We start from the raw sequence: 24636 nt of genomic DNA, 5'->3' as shown, positions 1-24636 counted from the left end.
GCCGTGCGGGACTCGGCAGCCCGCGCGAGGTGGGCGGGGGCAGCGGGGCGAACGCGGACGGGGCTCAGCGGTCGAGGACGGCGGAGACGCGGCCCGCCCAGCGTTCGTGCGCCGATTGGCGGGTGATCCCGGCGGCGCGGCCGATCGTCTCCCAGCTGGTCCCGAGGCGCCGCAGCCCGACCAGCTGCGGCAGCGGGTCGAGGCCGGCGGCCAGGGCGATCCGGAACGCGGCCACCTGCCAGGCGGTCTCGCGACGGGCCGGACCGTCGGTGCCCTGCTCGGCGTCCCACTCCGGCGTGCCGGGCAGCGGCGGGGGCCCCGCGACGGCGTCGGCGCGGCGGTCCAGCTCGGCGACCGCCGCAGCGGTGACGGCCCGGGCGGCCTCGGTGACGTCGACGACGAGGGCGTGGTCGAGGGTCGTGCGGTGCTCGGATGCGGGCATGCTCGTCAGGGTAACCCTGACGAGACACGGTGTCCGCCGGATTCCCGGCGCCGGCCGACGCGGTGCTCCACGGCCCGCGCGATGATCCGTTGTTCGCGCGATGATCCACGGTCCGCGCGCGTCCGGACGCGCGCGAACGACGGATCAGCGCGCGGACCGGCTCGCTCGGGCGGCGGCCCCGGCGCCCACCGGGAGCGCCGGGGCCAGGCCGTCGGTCGCGACTCCGGCGGCGTCAGCGGCTCCGGCGGTGTCAGCGGCTCCGGCGGTGGTGTCCCGCCCGGTCCCGGCGGGTTCCAGCCGCACCGCGGCCACCTTGAACTCCGGCATCCGGCTCACCGGGTCCAGGGCCGGGTTGGTGACGTTGTTCGCCGACCCCACGCCGCCGAAGTGGAAGGGCAGGAACACCGTGTCCGGGCGCAGCGTGGCGACGCAGCGGACGCGCGCCGTCGTCGTCCCGCGGCGGGACACGACGTCGGCCAGGTCGCCGTCGCCGAGACCGTGCCGGGCGGCGGTGTCCGGGTGCACCTCCACGAACACCTCCGGCGACACCTCCGCCAGCTCGGCAACCCGGCGGGTCTGCGCGCCGGACTGGTAGTGCACCAGCACCCGGCCGGTCGTCACGGTCAGCGGGAATCCCTCGTCGACACCCTCGTCCGGTTCGACGTGGTCGACCGGCAGCATCCGGGCACGTCCGTCGGGGTGGCCGAAACGCTCGGTGAACAGCCGCGGGGTGCCGGGATGGTCGTCGGCGGGGACCGGCCAGTGCAGCGCCTCGCCCGCGTCGAGCCGGTCGTAGGACACGCCCGCGTAGTCGGCGATCCCACCGGCCGAGGCGCGCCGCAGCTCGTCGAACACGGCCCGCGGGTCGGCGGGGAACTCCCCCGGCGCGTCGAGCGCCGCGGCCAGCCCCGCGATCACCTCCAGGTCGGTGCGCACCCCGGGCGGCGGGGCGAGCGCGCGACGGCGACGCAGCACCCGTCCCTCCAGGTTGGTCATGGTCCCCTCCTCCTCGGCCCACTGGGCGACCGGGAGCAGGACGTCGGCGCGCATCGCGGTCTCACCGGGCAGCACGTCGGCGACGACGAGCAGGTCCAGCGCGTCGAGCCGCTCGGCGACGGCGCGGGCGTCGGGCGCGGAGACGAGCACGTTCGAGCCGAACACCAGCAGCGCACGCGGACCGCCGGGGCGGCCGAGGGCGTCGAGGAGCTCGACGGCGCTGCGGCCGGGCCCGGGGATCGAGGTCTCCGGCACCCCCCACACCCGTGCGACGTGCGCGCGGGCGGCCGGGTCGGTGATGTGCCGGTAGCCGGGCAGCTGGTCGGACTTCTGGCCGTGCTCGCGCCCGCCCTGGCCGTTGCCCTGCCCGGTGATCGTCCCGAACCCGGAGCCGGGGCGGCCGGGCAGGCCGAGCGCCAGCGACAGGTTGATCCACGCCGCGACGGTGTCGACGCCGTGCGCGTGCTGCTCGGCACCACGCGCGGTGAGCACGTAGCGCCGGGTGGACTCCGCGAGCCACCGCACGACGGTGCGCATGTCGGCGGCGGCGACCCCGCAGACCCGCTCCGCGCGCTCGGGCCACCACTGCGAGGCGATCGCCCAGACGTCGTCGAAGCCGGTCGTGCGTTCGTCCACGTAGGACAGATCGAGGTGTCCGTCGACGACAGCGGCGTGCAGCATCCCCAGCGCCAGGACCAGATCGGTGCCCGGGCGCGGCGCCAGGTGCAGCCCCCCGGAGGCGAGCGCGCGCTCCGCGGTCGGGGTGCGCCGCGGGTCGACGACGACCAGTCGCGCCGCGGTCAGGTGCGACATCAGCGGCGGCATGGTCTCGGCGACGTTCGCCCCGGCGAGGACGACCAGCTCGGCGTCGTCGAGGTCGGTGACCGGGAACGGCAGCCCACGGTCGACGCCGAGGGCCGGTTGCCCGCGGCGGCGGCCGAGGACATGCAGAACCGGCCGTTGTAGTCGATCTGACTGGTGCCCAGCGCGACCCGGGCGAACTTGCCGAGCAGGTAGGCCTTCTCGTTGGTCAGCCCGCCCGCGCCGAACACCGCGACCGAGTCCGGCCCGTGCTCGGCACGCAGCGCGGCGAGCCTCGCGGCGACGCCGGCCAGGGCGTCGTCCCAGCCGGTCTCGACGAAACCGGTGTCGCGCGAGGCTCTGACCAGCGGCGACGTCAGGCGTTGCGGATGGGTGAGCAGAGCGCCGGAGGTCCAGCCCTTCTGGCACATGCCCCCGGCGTTGGTCGGGAACTCACGGGCGTCGACCTCGCCGGACGGGCCGACCCACTGCCCGCACTGCAGGGCGCAGTACGGGCAGTGGGTGGCGGTCCGGTCGTCCGGACCCACGGTTCAGACCCGGGCCATCGCGGCGGCGTCGGTGCTCCCGACCAGGGCCGGGCGCGGCCGCAGGTAGACGGCCCAGGTGACGCCGATGCACAGGACGTAGAAGACCAGGAAGCTCCAGAACGCGGGCGTGCCGGACTGGACCGTCATGAACGACTGACGGAAGGCGAGGTTGATGAACAGCCCGCCCAGAGCGCCGACCGCGCCGGCGATGCCGATGACGGCGCCGGACAGCCGTCGCGCGGTGTTGAAGGAGGTCTCCCGGTCCGCGCCCCCGGCGATCGCGACGCGGGCCCGGCCGGTGAAGATCGCCGGGATCATCTTGTAGGTCGACCCGTTGCCGACACCGGACAGCGTGAACAGGGCGATGAAGCCGATGGTGAACAGCGTCAGCGACTCGATCCCCGAGGCGAAGATGATCACCAGGGTGGCGACGGCCATGCCGACGAAGTTCCACAGGGTGACCACGGCGCCGCCGAACCGGTCGGCGAGCTTGCCGCCGTAGGGCCGGATCAGCGACCCGATGAGCGGGCCGATGAAGGTGACCGCGGCGGCCTGCAGCGGGGTCCGGTCGAACTGGTTCTGCAGGACCAGGCCGAAGGCGAACGAGTAGCCGATGAACGACCCGAACGTCCCGATGTAGAGGAACGACATGATCCAGGTCTGGCGGTCGCGGCAGGCCTCGGTGAAGGCGCCGGTGTCGTTGGACATCGCGGCGATGTTGTCCATCCGCTTCCAGGCGAGGAACGCCGAGATGACGATGAACGGCAGGTAGATCGCGAGCAGCACCCGCGGGTAGCCCGCACCGAGGGTGGCGATGACGAGCAGGCCGAGCAGCTGCGCGACCGGCACGCCGAGGTTTCCGCCGCCCGCGTTGAGGCCCAGCGCCCAGCCCTTCTCCTTCTCCGGGAAGAACGCGTTGATGTTCGCCATCGAGGACGCGAAGTTCCCACCGCCGACACCGGCGGCCGCGGCGACGACCAGCAGCGTCGTGTACGACACGCCCGGCTCCAGCACCACCATCGCCAGGATCGTGGGCACGATCAGCAGCGACGCCGCGAAGATCGTCCAGTTGCGGCCGCCGAAGCGGGCGACGGCGAAAGTGTAGGGCAGCCGCAGGATCGACCCGACCAGCGTCGGCACCGCGACCAGGAAGAACTTCTGCGCCGCGGTGAACCCGTACTCCGGCCCCATGAACAGCACGAGGACCGACCAGATCGTCCAGATCGAGAAGCCGATGTGCTCGGAGAAGATCGACTGCCAGAGGTTGCGACGGGCGATGGCCGAGCCGGTCCGCTGCCAGAACCCCTCGTCCTCGGGGTCCCAGTGGTCGATCCAACGGCCGCCGATGCGGCGCCCCGGGGTGGAGGTGGTGGTCACGGATCGGTCTCCTGATCGCCGGCGGTCACGTCGTCGACGACGCTAGGGAGCCCCAGTTTCCGACGGGTGGCCCCACGTGACACCCCCGAAACGCTTATCTCACACGGGAGCCGCGACGGCTGTGAGCCGCCTCAGCGCATCGGGACGCCGAGCGGGGCGTCGCAGAACGCGCCGCCCACCCGGTGGTGCACCGGGTCGGCCGGGTCCGGCGGGGGGCCGTCGAGCAGGTCCGCGGCGTGGACCTCGGCGTCGTCGCGCGGGTGGTAGCCGATCGCGGCGCCCTCCTCGAGCGACCACCAGCGACGGGTGTTGGCCGACACTCCCCACACGACGTGGTGCCCTCGGGTGCTCGGGTCGACCGCCGCCTCGACCAGGCGGGCGGCGTCGTCCGGGGACAGCCAGGTCGCGAGCATCCGGGCGTTCGACGGCCGCGGGAAGCAGCTGCCGATCCGCGCGGAGACCACGGTCAGGCCGAACCGCTCGTGGTAGAGCCTGCCCAGCCCCTCCATCGCGTGCTTGGACCAGCCGTAGTAGGTGTCCGGGGCGTGCCCGACGGTCGCCGCCAGCGGGACGCCGTCGTCGCGGGTGCGGAAGCCCACGGCGTGGTTGCTGGACGCGAGCACGACGGTCCGCACCCCCGCGGCGACCGCCGCGTCGAGCACGGCGCGGGTCCCCTCGACGTTGACGGCCAGGATGTCGTCCCAGCCCGCCTCACCGCTGATCCCGGCGAGATGGACGACGGCGTCGGCCCCGTCGGTCGCGGCCGCGACCGCGTCCCGGTCGGTCACCGAGCCGGTGCGGACCTGCTCGCCGGGGCCGGCCTGCAGCTCCGCGGTGTCGAACAGGCGCAGGGTCCGGCCGTCGCGGGCCAGCCAGGGACGCAGTAGCGTCCCCATGTTCCCCGCGGCTCCGGTGAGCAGCAGCGTGCCGGGAGCGGACACCTCAGAGCCGGCGGCTGACCAGGCTCGCGACCCGCTCGATCCCGGCCAGCGACTCGGCCGTCGCGTCCGGGTGCTGGGCGTGCAGGGCCAGCCGGTAGAGCACCGCGCGCAGCAGCGACTGCGGCCACTCGGGCAGCTCCGACCAGCGCTCGACCAGCTCCTCGTCGGCGCCGCCCCAGGCCACCGCGTCGACGACGACGACCGCCGCCGCCCACTCCGCGGGCCGCCAGAACGGCACGAGGTCGAGTACCGCGGGCCGCCCCGTCGGGTCGAACAGCATGGCTCCGAACAGCTCGCCGTGCACGACCTGCGGGGTCAGCCGGATCGTGCGGCGGTGCGCGGCGAGCTCGGCGAACAGCCGACCGCCGGTCTCGGGGTGCAGATCCAGCCGGCGCTCGCCGAACGCGGCGGCGGCGGACCGGGACAACAGGTCGTCGCGGTCGTCGAGCAGGCGCGGGCGCAGCACGGTCGCGGTGGCGGCGTGCAGGCGCAGCGAGGCGGCGACGACCTCGTCGTGCCGGGGCTCGGGGACGCCGGGCACGTGCCGGGACGCGGCCCAGCCGCCCACGACCCACCGGCCGTCCGAGCTGCGGACGGGGCGGGCGAGGCGGACACCGTCGACCTCGAGGTTCTCCAGGACCGTCGCCGACCAGGCGGCGACGACGTGGTCGGACACCGGCCGCAGCAGCACCTCCCCGCACTGCCAGGCCCGCTGGCCCGCCCACACGACGGGACGGGGGGACGTCTCACGCACCCCGAAGGCGGTGCGGACGTGCTCGGGCAGGACGCTCGCGGCCGGCGCGGTGGCGAGCGTGCGGGCAGCGGTCACAGCGGGGACGGTACCCGCGCCACCGGCTCACGTTCGTCACGCCACGCCCGAACCGCGCGTCGCGCCACGACCGATCGGGTGAACGGCGGGCCGATCGGGGCTCCCGCACGCACGACCAGCGTGGCCGGCTCCGCACGGAGCCGGCCACGGGAGACACCCCACTACCAGGAGCTGCCGCCGCCGGAACCCGATCCGGAGTCCGAGCCGGAGTCCGAGTCCGAGCTGGATCCCGAGTCCGAGCCCGACGACCGCGACCCCGAGTCCGAGGAGGACGACGAGGAGGAGCGGGAGTCGTCCGAGCCGCTGCTCCGCGAGGACTCCCCACGCGACGAACCCGAATCCGTCGAACCCGAATCCGACGACGAGTCCCACGACCCCGAGTCCGACGAGGACGAGCCGGACGACCGCGACCCCGAGGACCCGGAGTCCGACGACCGGGATCCCGACGAGCCGGAGTCCGACGACCGCGACCCCGACGAGCCCGAGTCCGACGACCGGGACGACCGCGAGCCCGAGGACCCCTGGTCGGAACCCCGATCGGAGGACTGCGAGGCGGACGACCGCGAGCCGGAACCGTCCGAGGAGCTGCCAGACGAGCTGCCCGAGGAGCTGCGCGAGGACTGGCTGGAGCCGGACCCCTCCGAGCCGCCGCCGGAGCGCGAACCGGAGGACCCGGTGCGCTCGGCCATCTGCTCGGCCGCCTGCCGGTCGGCCTCCGCCAGCACCGGCGCGGCCGCCTCCGGTCCCAGGGCGGACTCGACGTAGGGCCCGGCCACGGCGGTGACGATGCCGCCGGAGCCGCCGGAGCCGCCGGAGCCGCCGGAGCCGCCGGCCCCCTGCGCCCCCGAGCCGGAACGCTCCGTGCCGACCCCCTCCGACGGCGCGACCGACGAGGGCGCGCTGAGCACGGGCGCGCTGGGCGCGCGCAGGGTGGTCTCCGGCGAGGCGGCCGCGGGCGCGGCGGGCTCCTCCCGCGGAGCGGGGGTGGACGGGCGGGGGGCATCGTCGGAGGAGCCGGAAGCGGAGTCGCCGCCGGAGCGGGCGCCGGCCCCGGGGCCGCCGGGATTCTTCCCGGTCAGCCCGCTCGCGACGTCGTCGACGCCCTTGCCCACCGACTCGGCGGCGTCCCCGACACCCCGTGCGGCGGCGCCGACGCCGTCGCCGAGCTTCTTCACCGGCCCGTCGGACGACGCCGGTGCGACCTCGGCCCGGTTCGCCTTCTTCCCCGCGTCGGAACCGGCACCGGAACCAGCGCCCGAACCAGCGCCCTCCCCGGGGCTCGGCGCGCCGCCGGCCAGGTTGGCGACGCCGTCGGCGGCACGGGACACGGCACCGCCCAGCTTCTCCCCCGGCCCCGCGTCCCGGCCGGCTGCGCTGCCCGGGCCACGGGCCGAGGCACCCTCCGGCCCCTCGGCGCGCGGCCGGGTCTCGTCCAAAGGGCCCCGCGGGTCGGGCGGCCCGGCGGTACCGACGTCGGCGCGCTCGCGGTCCCCGCCGGTCTCCCGGCCACCGGCCAGGACCTCGGGGTTGCGGCGCACGCCGGACGGCTCCGGGGGCGCGGGGTCCTCGCCGCGGGCGAGGGCCAGCACGTCGTCGGAGACCTTCTCGGTCTCGTCGCCGTCACCGGGCAGGGGGCGGTGCGGGCCCGGTCGATGCCGTCGTCGATGGCGGCCAGCCGCTCCGCACAGGCGTCGCGGTTGCGGGCACGCAGGTCGCGCTGCTCCTCGAGCGACGCGGCCGCGGCCATCTGGTCGGGGGTCCGACGGGTGGCGGGCGGCAGGGCGGCGACGATCCGGTCCATCTCGGCGAGCTGCTGCTCGGCGGCGGCCAGCGCGTCCACGGCGTCCTGCCGGGAGCTGTAGACCTGCAGCTGGGACTGCAGGGCGGCACGCTGCTGGAGCAGGGTGTCGCGCTGCTGCTGCAGCTTGGCGACCGCGACCGGGGTGCGCTCCGTCTCGTGCGCGGACGCCTGCCAGGTCCGTTCGCTCGCGTTGAGGGTCCCGAGCTTGTCGTCGAGGGCCGCCAGCGCGATCCGGGCCTGCCCGGCCCACTGGTCGGCGGTGCGGTCCTGCGGCGCCGGGGTCCCGGTCACCGACGGCGAGGTCGCCAGCGCGTATCCGCCGAGGAGCACGGCCGTCGCGCCGATCAGGGCCAGCGTGCGCCGGTGCCGCAGCGGGCTGCGCGGGACCCGCAACGGTCCGGGGCGGTCCGGGCCCGACGACGCGGCCGGGCGCGCCGCGACGAGCCGGGTCGCCGTCCGCTGGGCGGGCACCGCGGGCTCGTCGACCTCGACGGCCTCGGGCTCGCGCAGCCACGGCAGCGTCTCGGCGAGCTGCTGGTCCCCCGCCGCCTGCGCCGCGGCCCGGCGGGCCTGGCGGGCCGCCAGCCGGTGGGCGGCCGAGCAGTAGCGCCGCTGTGGGCGGTCTCCGGACACGTCTCCGGTGGGCTCCAACGGTGCGTCGCACCCCTGTAGGGCGCATGTGCGCAACGAGTGGTCCACCGAGCGTCCTCCCGATCCTGGCGATCGCGTGCATCCCCATGTCGCGGCGATCGGCGGGAATGTTTCGCCCAACGGGCGAACAGCAGGGTCGAACGGGCCATGTTCACTCGGACGGTCGCGTGCGATCGATGAGCGGTCACCCTGTGCCACATCGGGAACCGCGACGGCCGCCGTCCCGGGTGTACCGGTGACGGCGGCCGTCGGTGTAGTGCGGAGCGGGTCGGACCGTGGTCAGTAGGTGGGCTGCGACGGGTCGATCTGCTTGACCCAGGACAGCACCCCGCCGCCGACGTGGACGGCGTCGCGGAACCCGGCCTTGTGCAGCGCGGCGAGGGCCTCGGCGGACCGGCCGCCGGACTTGCAGTGCAGCACGACCGGCTTGTCCTGGGCGATCTCCGAGAGCGCGGCGCCGGACAGGAACCGGTCCTTCGGGATCAGGACCGAGCCCGGGATCCGCACGATCTCGTACTCGTGCGGCTCGCGGACGTCGATGAGCTGGAAGTCCTTGCCCGCGTCGATCATCTGCTTGAGCTCGCCGACGGTGATCGTGCTGCCGGCGGCCGCGTCCTGGGCCTCCTGCGTCACGGTGCCGCAGAACGCGTCGTAGTCGATCAGCTCGGTGATCTTCGGCGTCTCCGGGTCCTTGCGGATCTTCACCTGACGCCAGGTGGTCTCCAGCGCGTCGTAGATCACCAGGCGGCCGAGCAGCGGCTCACCGATGCCGGTGAGCAGCTTGATCGCCTCGTTGACCATGATCGAGCCGATCGAGGCGCAGAGCACGCCCAGCACGCCGCCCTCGGCGCAGGACGGGACCATCCCGGGCGGCGGCGGCTCGGGGTAGAGGTCGCGGTAGTTCAGGCCCTGCCCGTTCGGGGCGTCCTCCCAGAAGACCGAGGCCTGGCCCTCGAAACGGAAGATCGAGCCCCAGACGTAGGGCTTGCCGAGCAGTACCGCGGCGTCGTTGACCAGGTACCGGGTGGCGAAGTTGTCGGTGCCGTCCAGGATCAGGTCGTAGTCCCGGAAGACGTCCAGCACGTTCTCGCTGGTGAGGCGCTCGTTGTGCAGGCGGACGTCGACGAAGGGGTTGACCTCGCGGATCGAGTCGCGGGCCGACTCGGCCTTCGGGCGGCCCACGTCGGACTGCCCGTGGATGACCTGACGCTGCAGGTTCGGCTCGTCGACGACGTCGAACTCGACGATGCCGAGGGTCCCGACACCGGCGGCGGCCAGGTACAGCAGGGCGGGCGAGCCGAGGCCGCCCGCCCCGACGACCAGCACCTTCGCGTTCTTCAGGCGCTTCTGCCCGTCCATCCCGACGTCGGGAATGATGAGGTGGCGGCTGTACCGCTCCACCTCCTCCTTGGTGAGCTCGGCTGCCGGCTCCACCAGTGGCGGTAGCGCCATCTCGTCCACTCCTCGCGGGTTGCGTGCGGGTCTCAGGGCGTCTCAACGCGCCACGTGCGCGTCATCTTCCCGCACCCGCTCCGACCGGCACCGCGTCCCACAGCGCGGCGACGGCGTCGGCCACCGCCGCGGGCCGCTCGATCTGCGCGACGTGCCCGGCGCGGGGCAGCACCAGCAGCCGCGCCCCGGGCAGCGTGGCGGCCGTCCGCGCGGCCAGCCGCGGGGACACGATGCGGTCCTGCTCCCCCCACACCACCAGCGACGGCACCCGCACCCGGGCCATCCGGCGCCAGATCTCGCGCCCGGCCCACAGCCCGAGGAGGCCGCGGGTGGCGCCGTCGGTCGCCGCGCCGGCCCAGGGCAGCGTCGCGCGGTGCTCGTGCTCGGAGATCAGCTCCTCGAGCCGGCGGGTGGAGCCGCGCTGCGGGTCGGCGAAGCAGACCTTCACGATCCGCTCGGCCCTGGCACGCAGCGGCTCCTGCGCCAGCGCACGGCGCGCGCCGCGCCCGAGCAGCGGCACCATGGCCAGCGCCATCCGCGGGTCCGACAGCCGTCGCGGGTCGGGGCGCCGGTCCGGCACCGCGGGCGAGACCAGGGTGAGGCTGCGGACGAGTTCGGGACGGCGGGCCGCCACCGTCGTCGCGATCACGCCGCCGAGGGAGTTGCCGACCAGGTGCACCGGGCGGTCGCGCCCGGCCAGCCAGCACAGGAGCGCGTCCGCCATGCCGTCCGGCCCGAAGTCGGCGACGGCGGTCGGCTCGGACAGCCCGAACCCGGGCAGGTCGACCGACAGGCCGGTGGCCCGCGGCGCGAGGAGCCCGGCGAGGTCGGTCCAGTTCGTGGCCGACCCGGCGAGGCCGTGGACGTAGACGGCGTCGGCGTCGGCGGAGCCGGGGGTCTCGCGCACGTGCAGGGTGACCCCGCCGGAGGTGACCGCGCGGCCCGGCCACGGCGGGCGTTCCGCCGAGGCACCCGGGGACGTCTCGACACCCGGCGTCGGCACCGGGGCGGGCACGGTGACGGGCGGGTGAACGGACATCGACGGGGCGGCGACCATTCGACCAGCATGACGTGTCGCGCACGTCACTCGCCGTGCCGGGTGACGCCCGTCTCGCTGTGATCACCGTCCGCGTCCGGCGCTCCACGGAGCGCAACGTGACGGCCCCCCGGACGTTGTACCCCGTGGACGACGCGACGGAGGAGGTGGGCATGGGGCGGATCGGCGGATCGGCCGCGGCCCGGCTCGCCGGGTTCGGCGCCGCGTCGGTGCTGGTGTTCACCGCGGCCTGGACGGCGGGCGGCGCGGTGGGCAGCAGTGCGGTGGGCAGCGGGGTGGGCGGCGCTCCGGAGACCCCGACCGCCGGTGCACCGGGCGACGCCGACCCCGGTGACGTGCGCGGCGACGGCGGTGTCCTCGCCGCCGGTCTGGCCACCGGGGACGCGACGACCGGCGCGGGGGGTGTGCTCACCACCGCGGCCGGCTACACCCTGACCCCGGTCGGGATCGTCTACCCGTGGCGCGAGCCGACCGAGGTCGCCTTCACCGTGACCGGCTCCGACGGCGCCCCGGTGACCCGGTTCGACACCCCCTCCGACGGCTCGGGGGTCATGGACGTCGCCGTGCTGCGCCGCGACGTCGCCGGCTACCAGCGGCTGCGGGCCACCCAGGGCCCCGACGGCGTGTGGCGGGCACCCGTGCGGTTCCCCGGCCAGGGCGTCTGGCGGCTCTACGCCGGGTTCACCCCGACCGGCGGCCCGCACCTCGACCTCGGGGCCGACCTGCACGTCCCCGGCACCTACGGCGCCTTCACCTTCCCGGCCGAGAACCGGGCGGGGCTCTGCGGGGGCAGCGACCAGCAGGTCCGCCTCGACGGCGCCCTGGTCCCCGGCGGGGAGTCCCGGCTGTTCGCGACCGTCGGGCGCGACGGCACCCCGGTCACCGACCTCGAGCCCGTCGACGGCGGCGCGTTCGGCCGGATGACCGCGGTCCGCCAGGGCGACCTGGCCCGGTTCCCCGTCCGCCCCGAGATCACCGGCGCGGCCGCCGCCGACCGCTCCGGGCCCGGGGTGGCGTTCGCGGTGTCGGTCCCCGCTCCGGGCAGCTACCGGCTGTTCCTCGACTACCGCTCCGGCGGTGTGCTGCGGTCGTGCGAGTTCACGCTCCCGACCGCGCCGGGGAGCTGACGGCGGTTGCGTCCGGTCCTGCGGGACGCCGCGCGGGCGGTGGCGGCCCTGCTCGCCCTGCTGCTGCCGCTCGCCGGTCCCGCCCTGGCCGGCGCGACGTGGGCCCCGCACTGCGCGGCGGTGGCCCTGCTGGTCGCCCTCGCCGTCGTCGCGACGACGGGGGGCCCTGGCCTGCGCGTCGCCGCCCGCGGCCTGTGGGAGGGCACGGTGACCGCCGAGACCGGCGTCGCGGCGGCCGTGCTCGCCGCGCTGGGGTGGTCGGCGGCGGTGCAGGCCGTCGCGGCGGTCTCGCCCGCGGGTCCGGTCCCGGTCCCGACCGACCCGCTCGCCGGGCCCGTCCTGCTGCCCGGGGTCGCCGCGGTGCTGACCGTCGTCGCGGCGGCGGTGCAGCGCACCGGGCGCCCACCCGGCCCGCACGGCGGGGACACCCGGGCGGACGCCGACGAGGTCCGCGCGGGCCTGCGCGCCGTCGCCGACCGGTGGAGCGCCCTGCTCACCCCGCCCGCGGCGCTGATCGCGGTCGCGGTGACCGCGTTCGCGGCGGGCACCGGCACCCCGTGGCCCGCCGCGGTCCCGGCCGGGATCGCGGTCCTGGTCGGGGCCTGCCCGCTGCCGCTGCTGGCCGCGCTGCCGGCGGCGCTGCGGGCCGCGGACCGGGCGGGCGGCGACGCGGTGCGGCTGCCGGTGCCGTGGCCCGGCCGTCGCGATCCGGTGGGCTGGACCGGGTCCGCCGGCGGACCGGGGCTCGCGGGCCGGGTGGACACCGTCGCGCTGGCCGGGCCGGACGTGCTGACCGGCACCGCCCCCGGGACGGTCACCGTGCACGCGGGCCGCGGCGAGGATCCGGCGCTGGTGCTGCGGCTGGCCGCGTCGGTCGCCGCGGGTGCGCGGCCCGGGTCGGACCTGCGCACCGCGGCGCGGGCGCTGGCCGCGGCCGTCGACGGCCCGGTGCCCGACGTCGCCGAGGCCGACGAGCAGCCCGGCCTCGGGGTGTCCGGCCTGGTGGCCGAGCTGCGGGACCCCGGCCCGGACGGCGGCGGCACGACCGCGACCGTCGTCGCGCACGCGGTGCTGCTCGGCAGCCCGGACTGGCTGGCCGAGCACGGGATCCGGGTGCCACCGCCGTTGTCGGTGGAGCGGGAGCGGGCGGTCGCCGAGGGCCGGGCGGTCCTGGTCGTCGCCTGGGACGGGTGCGCCCGCGCCGTGCTCGCGCTGCCCCGGGCGCCGCACCCCGAGGCCCGCCCGGGGATGTCGGAGCTGGTGGCGGCCGGGGTCACGCCGGTCCTGCTCACCCCCGACGACGACGGCGCCGCCCGCGCCCTCGCCGCGGCGACCGGTCTCGACCCGGCCGACCCCGACGCCGTCCGCCCGGGGCTGGACCCGGCGGCACGGGCCGCGGCCGTCGCCGGGCTGCGGGTGCGGGGCCGCACGGTCGCGGTGGCGGGCGACCCGACCACCGACCTGACTTCGGTCACTTGTCTTAGTGCTTCGCCGCGGGCTGACGGAGCGCGTCGAGGAGGGCCTGTTTGTCGGCGGGGACGGCGGGCGGGAAGGTCTGCTGGGTGCCGTTGATGGCGATGGTGGCCGAGCGCAGTGGTCGGAGCTGGCGGACGACGTTGCGGATGGTGAGCCCGGTGCGGTTCTGGATCTCGCGGGCGACTGCGAGGGCGGTGAACACGATGGTCAGGTGCGCTTCGATGGACTGGCGTTGGTGGTGGAACATCGGGCGGGCGCGTAGGTCGGTTTTGCTCATCCGGAAGGACTGCTCGACGTGCCAGAGGTCGTGGTAGTCGCCGATGATCTCCCCGGCCGCTGCGCCGCCGGCCGGGATGTTGGTCACGTAGCCCTTCAACCCGACCAACCGGTATGCCCGAGCCAAGGAGGCCTCGTCCAGGGCGCGGGAGCCGTTGGTGACCTTGACGAACCGCGGTGTGCGCGCGGGCTTCTCGCCGGCGATGACCTCGCGGGCCCGGTTCTCCTGCAGGGTCAACGTGCGCCGGTCCCGGACGGCCCGCTTCGTGGAGTAGGCCCAGACCGCCCGCCAGGATCCCGGATGCTGGTTGGGGTTCCAGACGGGCTCGGCCTTGACCTTCGGGCTGTTCTCGCTGCGCCCGGTGCGGCGGTCGCGTGGTGTGAGGGTGTCGATGATCTGCCCGTCGACGAAGGCGTCGCCGTGCCAGTGGAAGTGCGACTCCAGGTCAACCGGGGCCTTGGTGAGTCGGGAGCCGACGATGAACCGCAGGCCGGCCTCGTCGAGGTCGCGCAGGTTCGCGGCCGAGAGCATCCCTGCGTCGGCGACCACGACCATCCCGCCCGGCTCGACCGGCAGCTGGTGTCGGGCCCGGAAGGCCTCGATGATCGGCAGGATCGTCGCGGTCTCGGTCTTGTTGCCCTCGAAACAGCCGATCTCGAGGGGGAACCCTGCGCGATCGACCAGCAGCCCGACGACGACCTGCGGGTCGACCCGGCGTTCCTTGGAGAACCCGACCTTGCGCAGGTCGTCCTCCTTCTCCGCCTCGAAGTAGAGGGTGGTGACGTCGTAGAGACACAACGACACATCCCCACTGCCACGGGCGTGGGTGAAGCAGGCCCTCGCGATCTCGTCGCGGTAGCTGCGCCCGGTGCAGCGCAGCAGGGTGCGGCGCATCGTCTTTTCGCTCGCCGCGGTGACGCCCAGACCGGCCAGCACCCGACCGGTGTCCAGGATGGACGTGGGCTCGACGATCCGGGCGATCACCAGGTCGCGGAACGTGTCATCAGCGACCTCTGCGAACCCGAGGCCCGCGTAGACCTCGGCGAGGATGTCGAACAGCACCCGCGACCCGGTCGTGATCACCTGCGGCGCACCCACCCGCCGGGTTGTGGTGCTCGGGGCGCGCCGCGGCATCTGGCCGAACAGCCCCTCCTGCGTGGCACCGCCGGCCGCGGTGGGCGCGATCAGCTCGGCCCGCCGGGGTGACGGCGCGACGCCCAGATCCAGGGCCTGCTGTGCAGCGTCGTCGATCAGCCCACGGGCCTGCTCGACCAGCAGGCCCAGCTCGGCCTCGGTGTGCGCTGACCCGACATGGGCCACGATCCGTCGATGGCCCTGCACGGACTCGGCGATCTGGACCGCGGTCGCCCCGGAGGCCGTCCGTACCCGCCTCACCCACGCCACCTGACCGAGCGTAGAGCACCGAATTAGTGCCTCACACCGCTCCCGCGCAAACACATCACCGCAGCTCAGCGCAGTACAAGCTGCGAAACCAGGCTCGGGTGACCAAAGTCAGGTCTGACACTTATGGACACCCGAGTGGATGTCTGTCGGTGTGAGTGATCGGTAGTCACACGGGTGTTTCGGCAGGTCAGGGTGACTTGCTTCTTCTGGTCCGTGCCCCGCGGCGACGCTTCAGCGCGGGTGATCGTCGGCGTTGTGGCTGGTGTAGTGCGGCGAACTCTGCGGTGTCGCCGTCGCTTGGGAGTGGGAGTTGTTTTATCCCGGAGGCTTATTCATAAGCCGCAAAGAAGTAGAGGCCTACGATTGCCGCAACTGTGAGGCTTATTCAGGCTCCGTCAGGTAAGTGCGTAGAAGATGAGTCCGATGACTGCCGAGATCGTCGTTTTAAATGTGGCGTAGGGTCGGCGGTAGTCTGTGTGGAGAACTTTCCACGACTTGATATGGGCGATGACTCGCTCGATGGTGGCGCGTGTGCGGTTGAGGCTCTTGTTGAATGTTTTCTGCCAGTCGAGAAGTTCCCGGCCGGGTTGTTTTTTGAACGGGGTGAGCATGCCGCGCCCGATGTAGCCTTTATCGCCGATCGGTGGGTATGTGGCGAGGTGGTCGAGGGCGCCGGATTGGTCGAGGCAATGTAGGTCGTGTCGGGAGCCTGGGGTCGGGTCGGAGATCCACGACAGCTGCCCTTCCAGGGTGGCTGCGACCTGGACGACGACGCCGGTGGTGCGATGCTTGCCCGACCACAGACCTGGTACGGCGGTCCATGACCAGCAGGGCAGCAGGGTTCCGTCGATGATGTACTGCCGATCGGCACGAAGCTCCTCCGCAGTCGGAACTACACTCCGCAGCGCCTGCGCCAGCAACGGTGTCACCCCCGCGATCGCTCGACTGACCGTCGACTGCGACACCCCGTAGGTTTCCGCCAACTCCCACTGCACACGATTCCCGCGCAGATACGCCAACGTGATCACCACCGACCAGAACAATCCCAGAATCGGCGGCCAAGGCCGTCGCAGGCCAGTCGCGTTCCGCTGATCCTGCTCATGCACCAGAGCGGCAAGATCCTGAATCTCATCACGCCGAAAGCCAGTGGTATAGTACATACTGCGACAGCCCATTCATCTCGGATTGATTCGACAAACCAATCTTCGCGATGGACGGGCTGTCGCCCAACCCGACACGCCGGGCTAGATCGTTATTTCACGGGCCCTGAATAAGCCTCTGTGCTTTCGTATTTGCTGATGGGGTAGCGGTATCGGCCACCTTCTTCGCTGAGCATGCGCCATGTTTTGAGGTGCGCGATGGCGTGTTCGACGGCTGCGCGGATTCTGCCGAGGGCGGTGTTGAACTCGACTTGGCTGGGGTCGAGGTCGATACCGGGGGATCGCTTGTGCGGGACCGTGTTGATGCCCTCGACGCCGATGTAGCCGAGGTCGGCGACGGACGGGAGATCGCGCAGACGCTCCGCCAGCCCGGATGCGGCGTAGGCATGTGCGTCGTGGCGGGCGCCGTGAATCGGGACTTCGCCGACCGCGACGAGGACTCCGTCGAGGGTGGCGGCGATCTGCAGGTTCATGCCCGAGTAGCCGGCCTTGACCGAGAACAGGTCGGACACTGCGTTCCAGTCCCACGTCGGGCACACGGTGCCATCGACCAGCACTGTTCCGCCTCCGAGGACCTCCCGCGGGTCGGGCACGACGTCGGCGAGGACCTCGCCGATCACCGGGCGCAGCAGGTCCCAGCGGCGACTGACCGTGGACTGGCTGACCCCGAAGATCGCGCCCGCGAAGTCCTGGGTCACGTTCTTGCGCATCAGCGTCACCACCATGGCCACTGACCGGAACAAGCCCAACGCAACAGGCCTACCTGCAGAAACGAACTTGCCGCCGCATCGGGCGTGTACTCTCACCACCAGATCGGTGAGTTGTCTATCGTCCAACCCTGTCATAGCTTTGAATCGCAACAGCTCTTCGCCGATCCTCGTTCGATGCCTGGGAACACCGAACAAACCGGCAAGGGCTGTTGCACTTCAAGCGCGACACACCGCCGTGCCGGTATCGAGACAAAATCGCCGGTGACGGCTTCCGCAGATCAACAGAATTACTCCCTTGTGAATAAGCCCCCCGGCACCGGATGACTGGCCTGTGTTGTTGCCGGGTTACCCGTTGACGCTGAGATCCTCGGCGCCGCGTAACCCGCTCGGCAGCTAATGCGCGTTTCGCAGTGTTCACCGCGCCGACGTCATCTCGATTGACCGTAAACATGCACGTGGCGCATGCTGCGCTGTGGTATCCCCCTGGTCGACTGACGAGGTTATCACATGTTGGGCAATTTGCCGATGTTCCTCGGGGTGGGACATCCACGACAGTGAGACCATCGCGGGTCGCGATGTGTTCGATCGCGTTTGCGGCGACGCGACGCGCTGATTGAGCTACTGTGTTGTTGACATCTTTACCCAACCCTCGGGCCTCTAGAGTGGCAAGATCTTCCAGTGCAATGATCGATGCACCGGAGGCTCGGGCGATTACCGTGACATACTGCGCGGCCAGATAAGCTAAATCTCGATTGATGCGTGCCCGTTTCTGCCCACAGGAGAGCATTTCTGCCTGCAGCGCAGACATCTTCCCCTCAAGGCGCTGTCGCGTGGGTATCGAGGCTTGAGGAATAAGCTGTTCAAGACGAGCGATTTTACGGCGGAGGAACTGTCCTTGTCGCTGAAGTCGAGCTAACTTGACGGAGAGTCCATGGTCATCGAAACGGCGCCCGCGAAAATCGCTGTACATGGCGTTGCTCTGAGTGTCACGAACTACAGTCGCCGCAACGACCATATCCTTAGGTGACCAATCAACCCCGACTGCAGACGCTGCGTCCGCAACGGTCGGTGGCCGAGGCACTGTTTCAGCGAAAGCGAAACGGAATAGTGCCCCGCGCCGATCAAGGGTCACCTCGGGGAGATGCCATCCGGTGATTGACCGATGATGTAAATGTTGAGGAATCGGGATATCGAGTTGAACCCAACGCCAATCGGTCCGAGAATCTGGATGTTGACGTACAGGAAGTTTGATCCGCAGTGTCAGCTCGGTGGCCGTACTGGTAACAAGCGTCGCCAGCTGGGCGTCAACGGCTCCGAGACGGACCCGGCGAGCGACAGATGGAACGGGTTGGAGCGTCGTGATCCGCAAGCCTGCCGGATCGACCCCGGGATGCAAGCGCACCCACCGAGCGATCTGCCTATGCACATTCCTCGCGAACGCACCCCCGAGGCCCGCAGTGCCGTCTGACGCACCACCAGACACCTCTGCTGCAATGGCGGCATCCCGAGAAGCCAAGGTTCGCAACGTTGATATCACCTGTGCCGTCACGATCCGCATCACACGAGATGGAACGTACATATCCTGCGGAAACTGAGGTCGCCATCCGCAACGCTGCCCCACTACCGCTGCAGCCGCAGGCAATCGACGGCCGCCCTCATCCACACCGGAATGTATACGGTCAAAAGTTTCCGGAACCCACAACTCGGAGAGCAGATCGCGTTCGGCGCCCTCCACAATGTCGAGCAGCCAACGCACCCGCTCCGTCAAGTCATCTCGCGACACGACAGCACCAGACACTTCACACACTGCTCGTGAAGCTCGAGATGTCGTTGAAGACGTCAATACATTGGATTTCTGCCAACCCGTCACGTCGGAGGCCCCGACCAGAAAAGGACGCAAGTAACGCCATGAAGTCATCCATCAGCTCTTCAAGCAGCGACTTGTCCGCATGAGCATGAACAGTCTCAACTGCAACTCCGACCTGCGCCAGATACCGCTCAATATAGGCGACACCAAACCGAGCCAGTCGGTCACGCCACACTACGCGAACTACCGTGAACCGCCCAGCAGCGGCGTCATCAAGTAGCCGAGTCAACCCCTTCCGATTTTCTCGCAAACCGGACGCGCGATCACGATACACTCGGAATACTGTCCCCCTGGACGTCTCCCGCAACACCGATTCCTGGTTCGCCAACGACGACTCCTGACCCGTCGAACCAGAAACACGGCAATACAACGCCTCAACCCGGGGGCTTATTCACAAGGGAGTAATTCTGTTGATCTGCGGAAGCCGTCACCGGCGATTTTGTCTCGATACCGGCACGGCGGTGTGTCGCGCTTGAAGTGCAACAGCCCTTGCCGGTTTGTTCGGTGTTCCCAGGCATCGAACGAGGATCGGCGAAGAGCTGTTGCGATTCAAAGCTATGACAGGGTTGGACGATAGACAACTCACCGATCTGGTGGTGAGAGTACACGCCCGATGCGGCGGCAAGTTCGTTTCTGCAGGTAGGCCTGTTGCGTTGGGCTTGTTCCGGTCAGTGGCCATGGTGGTGACGCTGATGCGCAAGAACGTGACCCAGGACTTCGCGGGCGCGATCTTCGGGGTCAGCCAGTCCACGGTCAGTCGCCGCTGGGACCTGCTGCGCCCGGTGATCGGCGAGGTCCTCGCCGACGTCGTGCCCGACCCGCGGGAGGTCCTCGGAGGCGGAACAGTGCTGGTCGATGGCACCGTGTGCCCGACGTGGGACTGGAACGCAGTGTCCGACCTGTTCTCGGTCAAGGCCGGCTACTCGGGCATGAACCTGCAGATCGCCGCCACCCTCGACGGAGTCCTCGTCGCGGTCGGCGAAGTCCCGATTCACGGCGCCCGCCACGACGCACATGCCTACGCCGCATCCGGGCTGGCGGAGCGTCTGCGCGATCTCCCGTCCGTCGCCGACCTCGGCTACATCGGCGTCGAGGGCATCAACACGGTCCCGCACAAGCGATCCCCCGGTATCGACCTCGACCCCAGCCAAGTCGAGTTCAACACCGCCCTCGGCAGAATCCGCGCAGCCGTCGAACACGCCATCGCGCACCTCAAAACATGGCGCATGCTCAGCGAAGAAGGTGGCCGATACCGCTACCCCATCAGCAAATACGAAAGCACAGTTGCGGCAATCGTAGGCCTCTACTTCTTTGCGGCTTATGAATAAGCCTCCCGCTCCGCCGCTTCCGGCTGAATCGGTTCGCGCCCAAGGAAGACATCAAGATCAGCACGATCAAACAAACGCTGACCAGAGGCTGAAACTCGGCACGGCAGCCGACCCTCTCGGGCAGCCTTCCGAACACCCACCACCGACATGCCCATGTACTCGGCAGCTCGCGCTATACGCATCTAAAGCAGTATGAGCTAGTACCGGATACTTTGTCAACAGTCGATGAGCCCGGCCGCTGGGGGTGCAGGTGGGGCGATCGTGACCGAGTCGTCGAGCGAGGTCCTGTGGAACGTCCTGATCGAGGCCTACCGTCGCCTCGGCTTCGACCAGCTCGCAGACGAGGCGTTCCGGGCACTCGTGCTCGCGCGAATCGTCGAGCCCACCAGCAAGTCCGCCGCAGTAGGGGTCCTCGACGAGCTCGGCGTGGCCGCGCCGCACCGCAACACCTTCACCGCGGCGTTGCGCCGCTGCGTGGACAAGGACTACCGAGCCGCCCTCGCCGCCGCCTGTGCTGCGGCCTCGCGCCGGTCGGGTCCCAGGGCCCCGGCAAAGTCGTGATGGGTGGGTCCTGAGCTGCGGTGATGTGGGGGGTGGGGGTGGGTGCGGACACAGGCTTGGCGTGATCATGAGGGTGTCGAATCCTTGCTCACGTCAGGAAGCCTGTGTCCGCAGTGTCAGTGTCTCCGATCGTTGCTGCTCTGGAAGGCCTGGAGGTCGGTCCTGACGCGGGGAGAGCCGCGCCGGTCGGTGAGGCGGCGGGGTTGTCGCTGGTGGAGGCCCTGTCGCGAGTGCCGGACCCGCGGAAACCACGCGGTGTCCGCCACGGTGTCCTCGCGGTGTTGCTACTGGGGGCGTGCGCGGTGTTGGCGGGGGCCCGGTCGTTCACCGCGATCGCCGAGTACGCCCATGACGTCGGCCGCGCCGTGCTGGACGTGCTCGGGGTGGGCGCGGTCGCTCCGCACGAGTCGACCATCCGCCGGGTCCTGCAACGGGTCGACGCCTCGGCGCTGGAGGCGGCGTTGCAGTCCTGGGTGTTGCCCCAGCTCAGCGCCCAGCCGGCCCCGGAGGGCACACCCCGGCGAGAACAGCGCCGCGTGCTGGCCTTGGACGGCAAGACCCTGCGCGGCGCCCGCGTCCGTGCCGCCGACGGCAGGGTCTGGCTCCCGCATCTGGTGTCGGTGCTCGACCAGACCAGCGGTGGCGTGCTCGGCCAGGTTCAGGTCGCAGAGAAAGGCAGCGAGATCACCGCGTTCACCGCGCTGCTCGACCCCCTCGACCTCGACGATGTACTGGTCACCGCGGACGCTCTGCACACCCAGCGAGCCCACGCCGACTACCTACACCGCCGCGGCGGGCACTACCTGATGACGATCAAAGCGAACCAGCCCACGCTGCTGGCACGGGTACGGGCGCTGCCCTGGACCCAGATCGGCGTCGCTGATCGTCAACGCGGGCGTGGGCACGGCCGCGTCGAGACCCGCACGATCAGCGTGGTCAGCCTGCACCCCTGTCCCGACCTGGGCGCAGAGTTCTTCCCCCACGCATCCCAGGCGATCAAGCTGGTGCGCCGGCGTCGCCCACTGCGGCCTGGCGGGAAGTGGAGAACCGAGACCGCCTACGCGATCACCAGCCTGACCAGCACCGACGCCGATCCAGGACTGCTCGCCCGCTGGATCCGTGGGCACTGGTCGATCGAGAATCGCCTGCACTGGGTCCGTGATGTCTGCTTCGACGAAGACCGCGCCACCGCCCACACCGGTCACGCCCCGCAGGTCATGTCGGCGTTGCGGAACCTCGCGATCACCGCGCTACGCCTGCACGGCGTCAGCAACATCGCCGCAGCACTCCGCCACCACGCCCGCGACCCCCATCGACCACTGACCACCTACAAGATCATCTAGCGACTTTGCCGGGGCCCTGGGTCGGGTCCGGTGTCGCTGGTGCTCTACGACGTGACCACGCTGCACTTCGAGGTCGAGAACGAGGACAAGCTGCGCAAGGTCGGGATGAGCAAGGAACGCCGGGTCGACCCGCAGATCCAGGTCGGGCTGCTCGTGGACCCGTCCGGGTTTCCACTCGAGGTCCGCTGCTTCGAAGGGAACAAGGCCGAGACCACCACCCTGCTCCCGGTGCTCGACGAGTTCCGTAAGCGGCACCAGGTCAGGGACATGGTCGTCGTCGCGGACGCCGGGATGTTGTCCGCGAGCAACCTAAACGCGTTGGAGGACAACGAGTTCTCGTTCATCGTTGGGTCGAGGATCAGCAAGGCGCCCTACGACCTGGCCATGCACTTCGAACGCCACGGCAACGCCTTCGACGATGGCCAGATCCTCGAGTCACGCCGCGACATAGGGACGGGTAAGGCGAAACGCTCGCGCCGGACCGTCTACCAGTACCGGTTCGCCCGGCACAAACACGACGACCGGGCGATCAACGCCATGGTCGACCGCGCCGAGAAGGTCGCCGCCGGCACCCGGCCGTTGAAGAAGGACCGCTTCGTGCGCATCGCCAACAGCGGAACCGAGGTCGACTGGGCCCTGGTCGAACGCGCCCGCCAGCTCGCGGGTTTGAAGGGCTACGTCACCAACCTGCCAGAGGCCACCATGGGTGGACTCGCGATCGTGGCCGCCTACCACGACCTGTGGCAGGTCGAGGCCAGCTTCCGCATGACCAAATCCGACCTACGCGCCCGGCCGGTCTTCCACCGCGAACGCGACACCATCGAAGCCCACCTCACCGTCGTCTTCGCCGCCCTCGCGGTCTCGCGGCACCTGCAGGACGCCACCGGAGTGACCATCAAGACACTGATCAGGACCCTGCGTCCGCTACGCACCATCCGCGTCGACGTCGGCGGTCACCCGATCACTGCAGCGCCGCAGATCACCGACCAGGCCCGCGCCATCCTCAACCGGCTACCCGCCATCAACGCCCCGGGGCACTAAACCTGTGCAACTCGGGTCCGGCGTCGCCCGATCGGCCCCCGCCCGCCCGCGGTGCGGCCCGACGGGTACGGCATCCGGGCCACCCCCGGCCGGCTCCGATGCCCCGTCCGGCCCTGGCCCCGCGAGGCCGGCCCGGGCGAGCAGCGCGGGGCGGTGCAGCGGGAGCAGCCCGTGTGCGAGCGCGTCCGCGGCCACCGCGTCCAGCGCCGCGACGACGCCCGCCCGGTCCCGCCCCGCCACCCCGGCGGCGACCGCCCGGACCAGACGGCTCTTGAGCACGTGCCGTGCGGACCCGAGCGCCAGCGCCCCGGCCAGTGCCTCGTCGGCGGCGGCGAGCGCCGCGGCCGGGTCCCCCGCGACCAGCGCGGTCTCCGCCCGCACCCATCCGTACCGGACCCGGGTGCGGTGACCCTGCGGGCCGCACCACGGTCCGGCCCGGCGCAGCAGCGCGGCGGCGGTCGCGACGTCGAGGCGACCGAGCGCGTCGGCGGCGAGACCGGTCAGCGCGTCGGCGACGGCCGCGGCGCGGTCGAGGCCCCACGGCCCGGGGTCACGCGGGGTCCCCGCGTCCGGCAGCACGAGTCGCAGCGCGGCGCCGTCGAGCGCGGCCGCGGCGCGGTGCCCGCCGAGCTGCCGCAGGTGGGAGGCCCGGGTGACGGTCGCGTGTGCCCGCGGCACCACCCCGGCCGCCGGGTCACGGCGCACCCCGTCGAGCAGCGCGGCCGCGGCCGCGTAGTGCCCGGAGCCGCCCCGGGCGACCGCGGCCGCCCACCGCAGCTCCGGTGCCCCGTCCGGGCGCGCCGCCCCGGCCACCTCCCGGTCCGTCGCCGCCCCGGTGAGCAGGGCCCGGATCCCGGCCGACGACGCTCGGTCTGCACCACCCTGTCGGACGTGCACCATCGTTCACCTCGAATCAGGTTTGCGGCCGCCGTGGCCAGGGAATCTGAGCGTCGTCAGGTTCGATAGCGAAGGCAGGTGACGAACATGGCGGACATCCGGAGGCTTCCCGGCCCGGTCGCCGACATCTACGACTGGCAGATGGAGGGAGCCTGCCGGGGGATGGACAGCGCGTTCTTCTTCCACCCCGAGGGTGAGCGCGGTCCCGCCAGGGCCCGTCGCGAGACCCGAGCGAAGCAGGTCTGCTCCGAGTGCCCCGTGGTGCAGCAGTGCCGCGAGCACGCACTCAAGGTGCACGAGCCCTACGGCATCTGGGGCGGCCTGTCGGAGTCCGAGCGGGACGCGATCATCCGCGGTCCGCGCCGCACGCTCAAGGTCGCCGCCGAGGCGGCCGTCCAGCCGGTGGACGTTCCCGTCCACACCGCCTGAGAGCCCCGACCGACGGGGGCTCCCATCTCCCGACGGACGGCACATCCACTTCCTGCCCCGCAACGCACAACGGCGGGCGACCCTCGGGTCGCCCGCCGTCGTCGTGCTCGGGGTGGAGCTG

General features: G+C 71.6%; 22 protein-coding genes and 1 pseudogene. 8 read left to right on the top strand and 15 right to left on the bottom strand.

All coding sequences use genetic code 11. The features are described 5' to 3' along the window. Positions 1-64: 64 nt before the first annotated feature. The 5 genes and pseudogenes from KPL57_RS10020 to KPL57_RS10000 form a co-directional block, all read right to left on the bottom strand. The gene (locus KPL57_RS10020) at positions 65-442 is read right to left on the bottom strand and encodes a hypothetical protein (RefSeq protein ID WP_226351370.1); all 378 of its coding nucleotides are present in this window, start codon (positions 440-442) and stop codon (positions 65-67) included. A 288-nt stretch (positions 443-730) separates the two neighbouring features. Further along, a pseudogene (locus KPL57_RS10015) lies at positions 731-2787 on the bottom strand (molybdopterin oxidoreductase family protein); the annotation flags it as partial. A gap of 3 nt (positions 2788-2790) precedes the next feature. After that, entirely contained in the window at positions 2791-4164 is a 1374-nt protein-coding gene (locus KPL57_RS10010) for a NarK/NasA family nitrate transporter (RefSeq protein ID WP_226351369.1), read from the bottom strand. Between the two features lie 131 nt (positions 4165-4295). Continuing rightward, a complete protein-coding gene (locus tag KPL57_RS10005) occupies positions 4296-5105 on the bottom strand; it encodes an NAD(P)-dependent oxidoreductase (RefSeq protein WP_226351368.1) in 810 nt (269 codons plus the stop codon). A gap of 1 nt (position 5106) precedes the next feature. Continuing rightward, positions 5107-5934: a TIGR02569 family protein gene (locus tag KPL57_RS10000; protein ID WP_020623762.1), complete on the bottom strand. Its 828-nt coding sequence runs from the start codon at positions 5932-5934 to the stop codon at positions 5107-5109. A 120-nt stretch (positions 5935-6054) separates the two neighbouring features. Here KPL57_RS10000 and KPL57_RS09995 point away from each other — a divergent pair, with 120 nt between their 5' ends. Then, a complete protein-coding gene (locus KPL57_RS09995; protein WP_226351367.1) occupies positions 6055-6699 on the top strand; it encodes a hypothetical protein in 645 nt (214 codons plus the stop codon). 406 nt (positions 6700-7105) lie between these two features. Here the strand turns inward: KPL57_RS09995 and KPL57_RS09990 are convergent, their stop codons facing one another. The 3 genes from KPL57_RS09990 to KPL57_RS09980 form a co-directional block, all read right to left on the bottom strand. Continuing rightward, the gene (locus tag KPL57_RS09990; protein ID WP_226351366.1) at positions 7106-8386 is read right to left on the bottom strand and encodes a hypothetical protein; all 1281 of its coding nucleotides are present in this window, start codon (positions 8384-8386) and stop codon (positions 7106-7108) included. A 279-nt stretch (positions 8387-8665) separates the two neighbouring features. Beyond that, positions 8666-9838 (bottom strand): adenylyltransferase/sulfurtransferase MoeZ, encoded by a 1173-nt coding sequence (moeZ, locus tag KPL57_RS09985; RefSeq protein WP_226351365.1) that lies wholly within the window; start codon positions 9836-9838, stop codon positions 8666-8668. Positions 9839-9899: 61 nt separating this feature from the next. After that, on the bottom strand, positions 9900-10877 hold the full coding sequence (locus KPL57_RS09980; protein WP_226351364.1) for an alpha/beta fold hydrolase: 978 nt from the start codon (positions 10875-10877) through the stop codon (positions 9900-9902). 143 nt (positions 10878-11020) lie between these two features. On the opposite strand from KPL57_RS09980, the gene KPL57_RS09975 reads away from it, so the two are divergent. Beyond that, on the top strand, positions 11021-12022 hold the full coding sequence (locus KPL57_RS09975; RefSeq protein ID WP_226351363.1) for a hypothetical protein: 1002 nt from the start codon (positions 11021-11023) through the stop codon (positions 12020-12022). Positions 12023-12028: 6 nt separating this feature from the next. Next, on the top strand, positions 12029-13594 hold the full coding sequence (locus KPL57_RS09970) for an HAD family hydrolase (RefSeq protein ID WP_226351362.1): 1566 nt from the start codon (positions 12029-12031) through the stop codon (positions 13592-13594). Here the strand turns inward: KPL57_RS09970 and KPL57_RS09965 are convergent. The 5 genes from KPL57_RS09965 to KPL57_RS09945 all read right to left on the bottom strand — a co-directional run bounded on the left by KPL57_RS09965 (position 13503) and on the right by KPL57_RS09945 (position 19286). After that, the gene (locus KPL57_RS09965) at positions 13503-15179 is read right to left on the bottom strand and encodes an IS1634 family transposase (protein ID WP_226350710.1); all 1677 of its coding nucleotides are present in this window, start codon (positions 15177-15179) and stop codon (positions 13503-13505) included. The genes KPL57_RS09970 and KPL57_RS09965 overlap by 92 nt on opposite strands. Positions 15180-15574: 395 nt before the next feature. Continuing rightward, positions 15575-16339: a transposase family protein gene (locus KPL57_RS09960; protein WP_226350834.1), complete on the bottom strand. Its 765-nt coding sequence runs from the start codon at positions 16337-16339 to the stop codon at positions 15575-15577. A gap of 92 nt (positions 16340-16431) precedes the next feature. Beyond that, positions 16432-17064, bottom strand: a complete 633-nt coding sequence (locus tag KPL57_RS09955) for a transposase (protein WP_226351361.1) — start codon at positions 17062-17064, stop codon at positions 16432-16434. Positions 17065-17164: 100 nt separating this feature from the next. Next, positions 17165-17836: a zinc ribbon domain-containing protein gene (locus tag KPL57_RS71945; protein WP_226351394.1), complete on the bottom strand. Its 672-nt coding sequence runs from the start codon at positions 17834-17836 to the stop codon at positions 17165-17167. Between the two features lie 1012 nt (positions 17837-18848). Continuing rightward, a complete protein-coding gene (locus KPL57_RS09945; protein WP_226351360.1) occupies positions 18849-19286 on the bottom strand; it encodes a recombinase family protein in 438 nt (145 codons plus the stop codon). A 307-nt stretch (positions 19287-19593) separates the two neighbouring features. Between KPL57_RS09945 and KPL57_RS09940 the strand changes: the two genes are divergently transcribed. Beyond that, on the top strand, positions 19594-20244 hold the full coding sequence (locus KPL57_RS09940; RefSeq protein WP_226351147.1) for a transposase: 651 nt from the start codon (positions 19594-19596) through the stop codon (positions 20242-20244). On the opposite strand, the gene KPL57_RS71940 is transcribed toward KPL57_RS09940, so the two are convergent. Continuing rightward, the gene (locus KPL57_RS71940) at positions 20235-20426 is read right to left on the bottom strand and encodes a helix-turn-helix domain-containing protein (RefSeq protein ID WP_226351359.1); all 192 of its coding nucleotides are present in this window, start codon (positions 20424-20426) and stop codon (positions 20235-20237) included. The two genes, KPL57_RS09940 and KPL57_RS71940, sit on opposite strands and share 10 nt — an antisense overlap. A gap of 79 nt (positions 20427-20505) precedes the next feature. Here KPL57_RS71940 and KPL57_RS09930 point away from each other — a divergent pair, with 79 nt between their 5' ends. From KPL57_RS09930 to KPL57_RS09920, 3 genes are all read left to right on the top strand, one after another. Further along, entirely contained in the window at positions 20506-20805 is a 300-nt protein-coding gene (locus tag KPL57_RS09930; RefSeq protein WP_226351358.1) for a hypothetical protein, read from the top strand. Between the two features lie 119 nt (positions 20806-20924). Beyond that, positions 20925-22148, top strand: a complete 1224-nt coding sequence (locus KPL57_RS09925) for an ISAs1 family transposase (protein ID WP_226350739.1) — start codon at positions 20925-20927, stop codon at positions 22146-22148. A gap of 39 nt (positions 22149-22187) precedes the next feature. Further along, positions 22188-23189 carry an IS1634 family transposase gene (locus tag KPL57_RS09920; RefSeq protein ID WP_308252838.1) on the top strand — a complete coding sequence of 334 codons (1002 nt, stop codon included), beginning with the start codon at positions 22188-22190 and terminating at the stop codon, positions 23187-23189. Here the strand turns inward: KPL57_RS09920 and KPL57_RS09915 are convergent. Next, entirely contained in the window at positions 23160-24089 is a 930-nt protein-coding gene (locus KPL57_RS09915) for a hypothetical protein (protein ID WP_226351356.1), read from the bottom strand. The genes KPL57_RS09920 and KPL57_RS09915 overlap by 30 nt on opposite strands. Before the next feature lie 84 nt (positions 24090-24173). Here KPL57_RS09915 and KPL57_RS09910 point away from each other — a divergent pair, with 84 nt between their 5' ends. Beyond that, entirely contained in the window at positions 24174-24515 is a 342-nt protein-coding gene (locus KPL57_RS09910) for a WhiB family transcriptional regulator (protein WP_226351355.1), read from the top strand. The last annotated feature ends 121 nt before the right edge of the window (positions 24516-24636 follow it).

The sequence above is a fragment of the Pseudonocardia sp. ICBG601 genome (genome assembly GCF_020496245.1).
This window is presented reverse-complemented; position numbering and strand designations above follow the sequence as displayed.

Bases quoted from the DNA above. Each gene is read 5' to 3' on its own strand.
- KPL57_RS10020 (WP_226351370.1), bottom strand. From the start codon at position 442: ATGCCCGCATCCGAGCACCGCACGACCCTCGACCACGCCCTCGTCGTC.
- moeZ (WP_226351365.1), bottom strand. From the start codon at position 9,838: ATGGCGCTACCGCCACTGGTGGAGCCGGCAGCCGAGCTCACCAAGGAG.
- KPL57_RS09980 (WP_226351364.1), bottom strand. From the start codon at position 10,877: ATGTCCGTTCACCCGCCCGTCACCGTGCCCGCCCCGGTGCCGACGCCG.
- KPL57_RS09960 (WP_226350834.1), bottom strand. From the start codon at position 16,339: ATGTACTATACCACTGGCTTTCGGCGTGATGAGATTCAGGATCTTGCC.
- KPL57_RS09955 (WP_226351361.1), bottom strand. From the start codon at position 17,064: ATGGTGGTGACGCTGATGCGCAAGAACGTGACCCAGGACTTCGCGGGC.
- KPL57_RS71945 (WP_226351394.1), bottom strand. From the start codon at position 17,836: ATGCTCTCCTGTGGGCAGAAACGGGCACGCATCAATCGAGATTTAGCT.
- KPL57_RS09940 (WP_226351147.1), top strand. From the start codon at position 19,594: ATGGTGGTGACGCTGATGCGCAAGAACGTGACCCAGGACTTCGCGGGC.
- KPL57_RS71940 (WP_226351359.1), bottom strand. From the start codon at position 20,426: ATGCGTATAGCGCGAGCTGCCGAGTACATGGGCATGTCGGTGGTGGGT.
- KPL57_RS09915 (WP_226351356.1), bottom strand. From the start codon at position 24,089: ATGGTGCACGTCCGACAGGGTGGTGCAGACCGAGCGTCGTCGGCCGGG.
- KPL57_RS09910 (WP_226351355.1), top strand. From the start codon at position 24,174: ATGGCGGACATCCGGAGGCTTCCCGGCCCGGTCGCCGACATCTACGAC.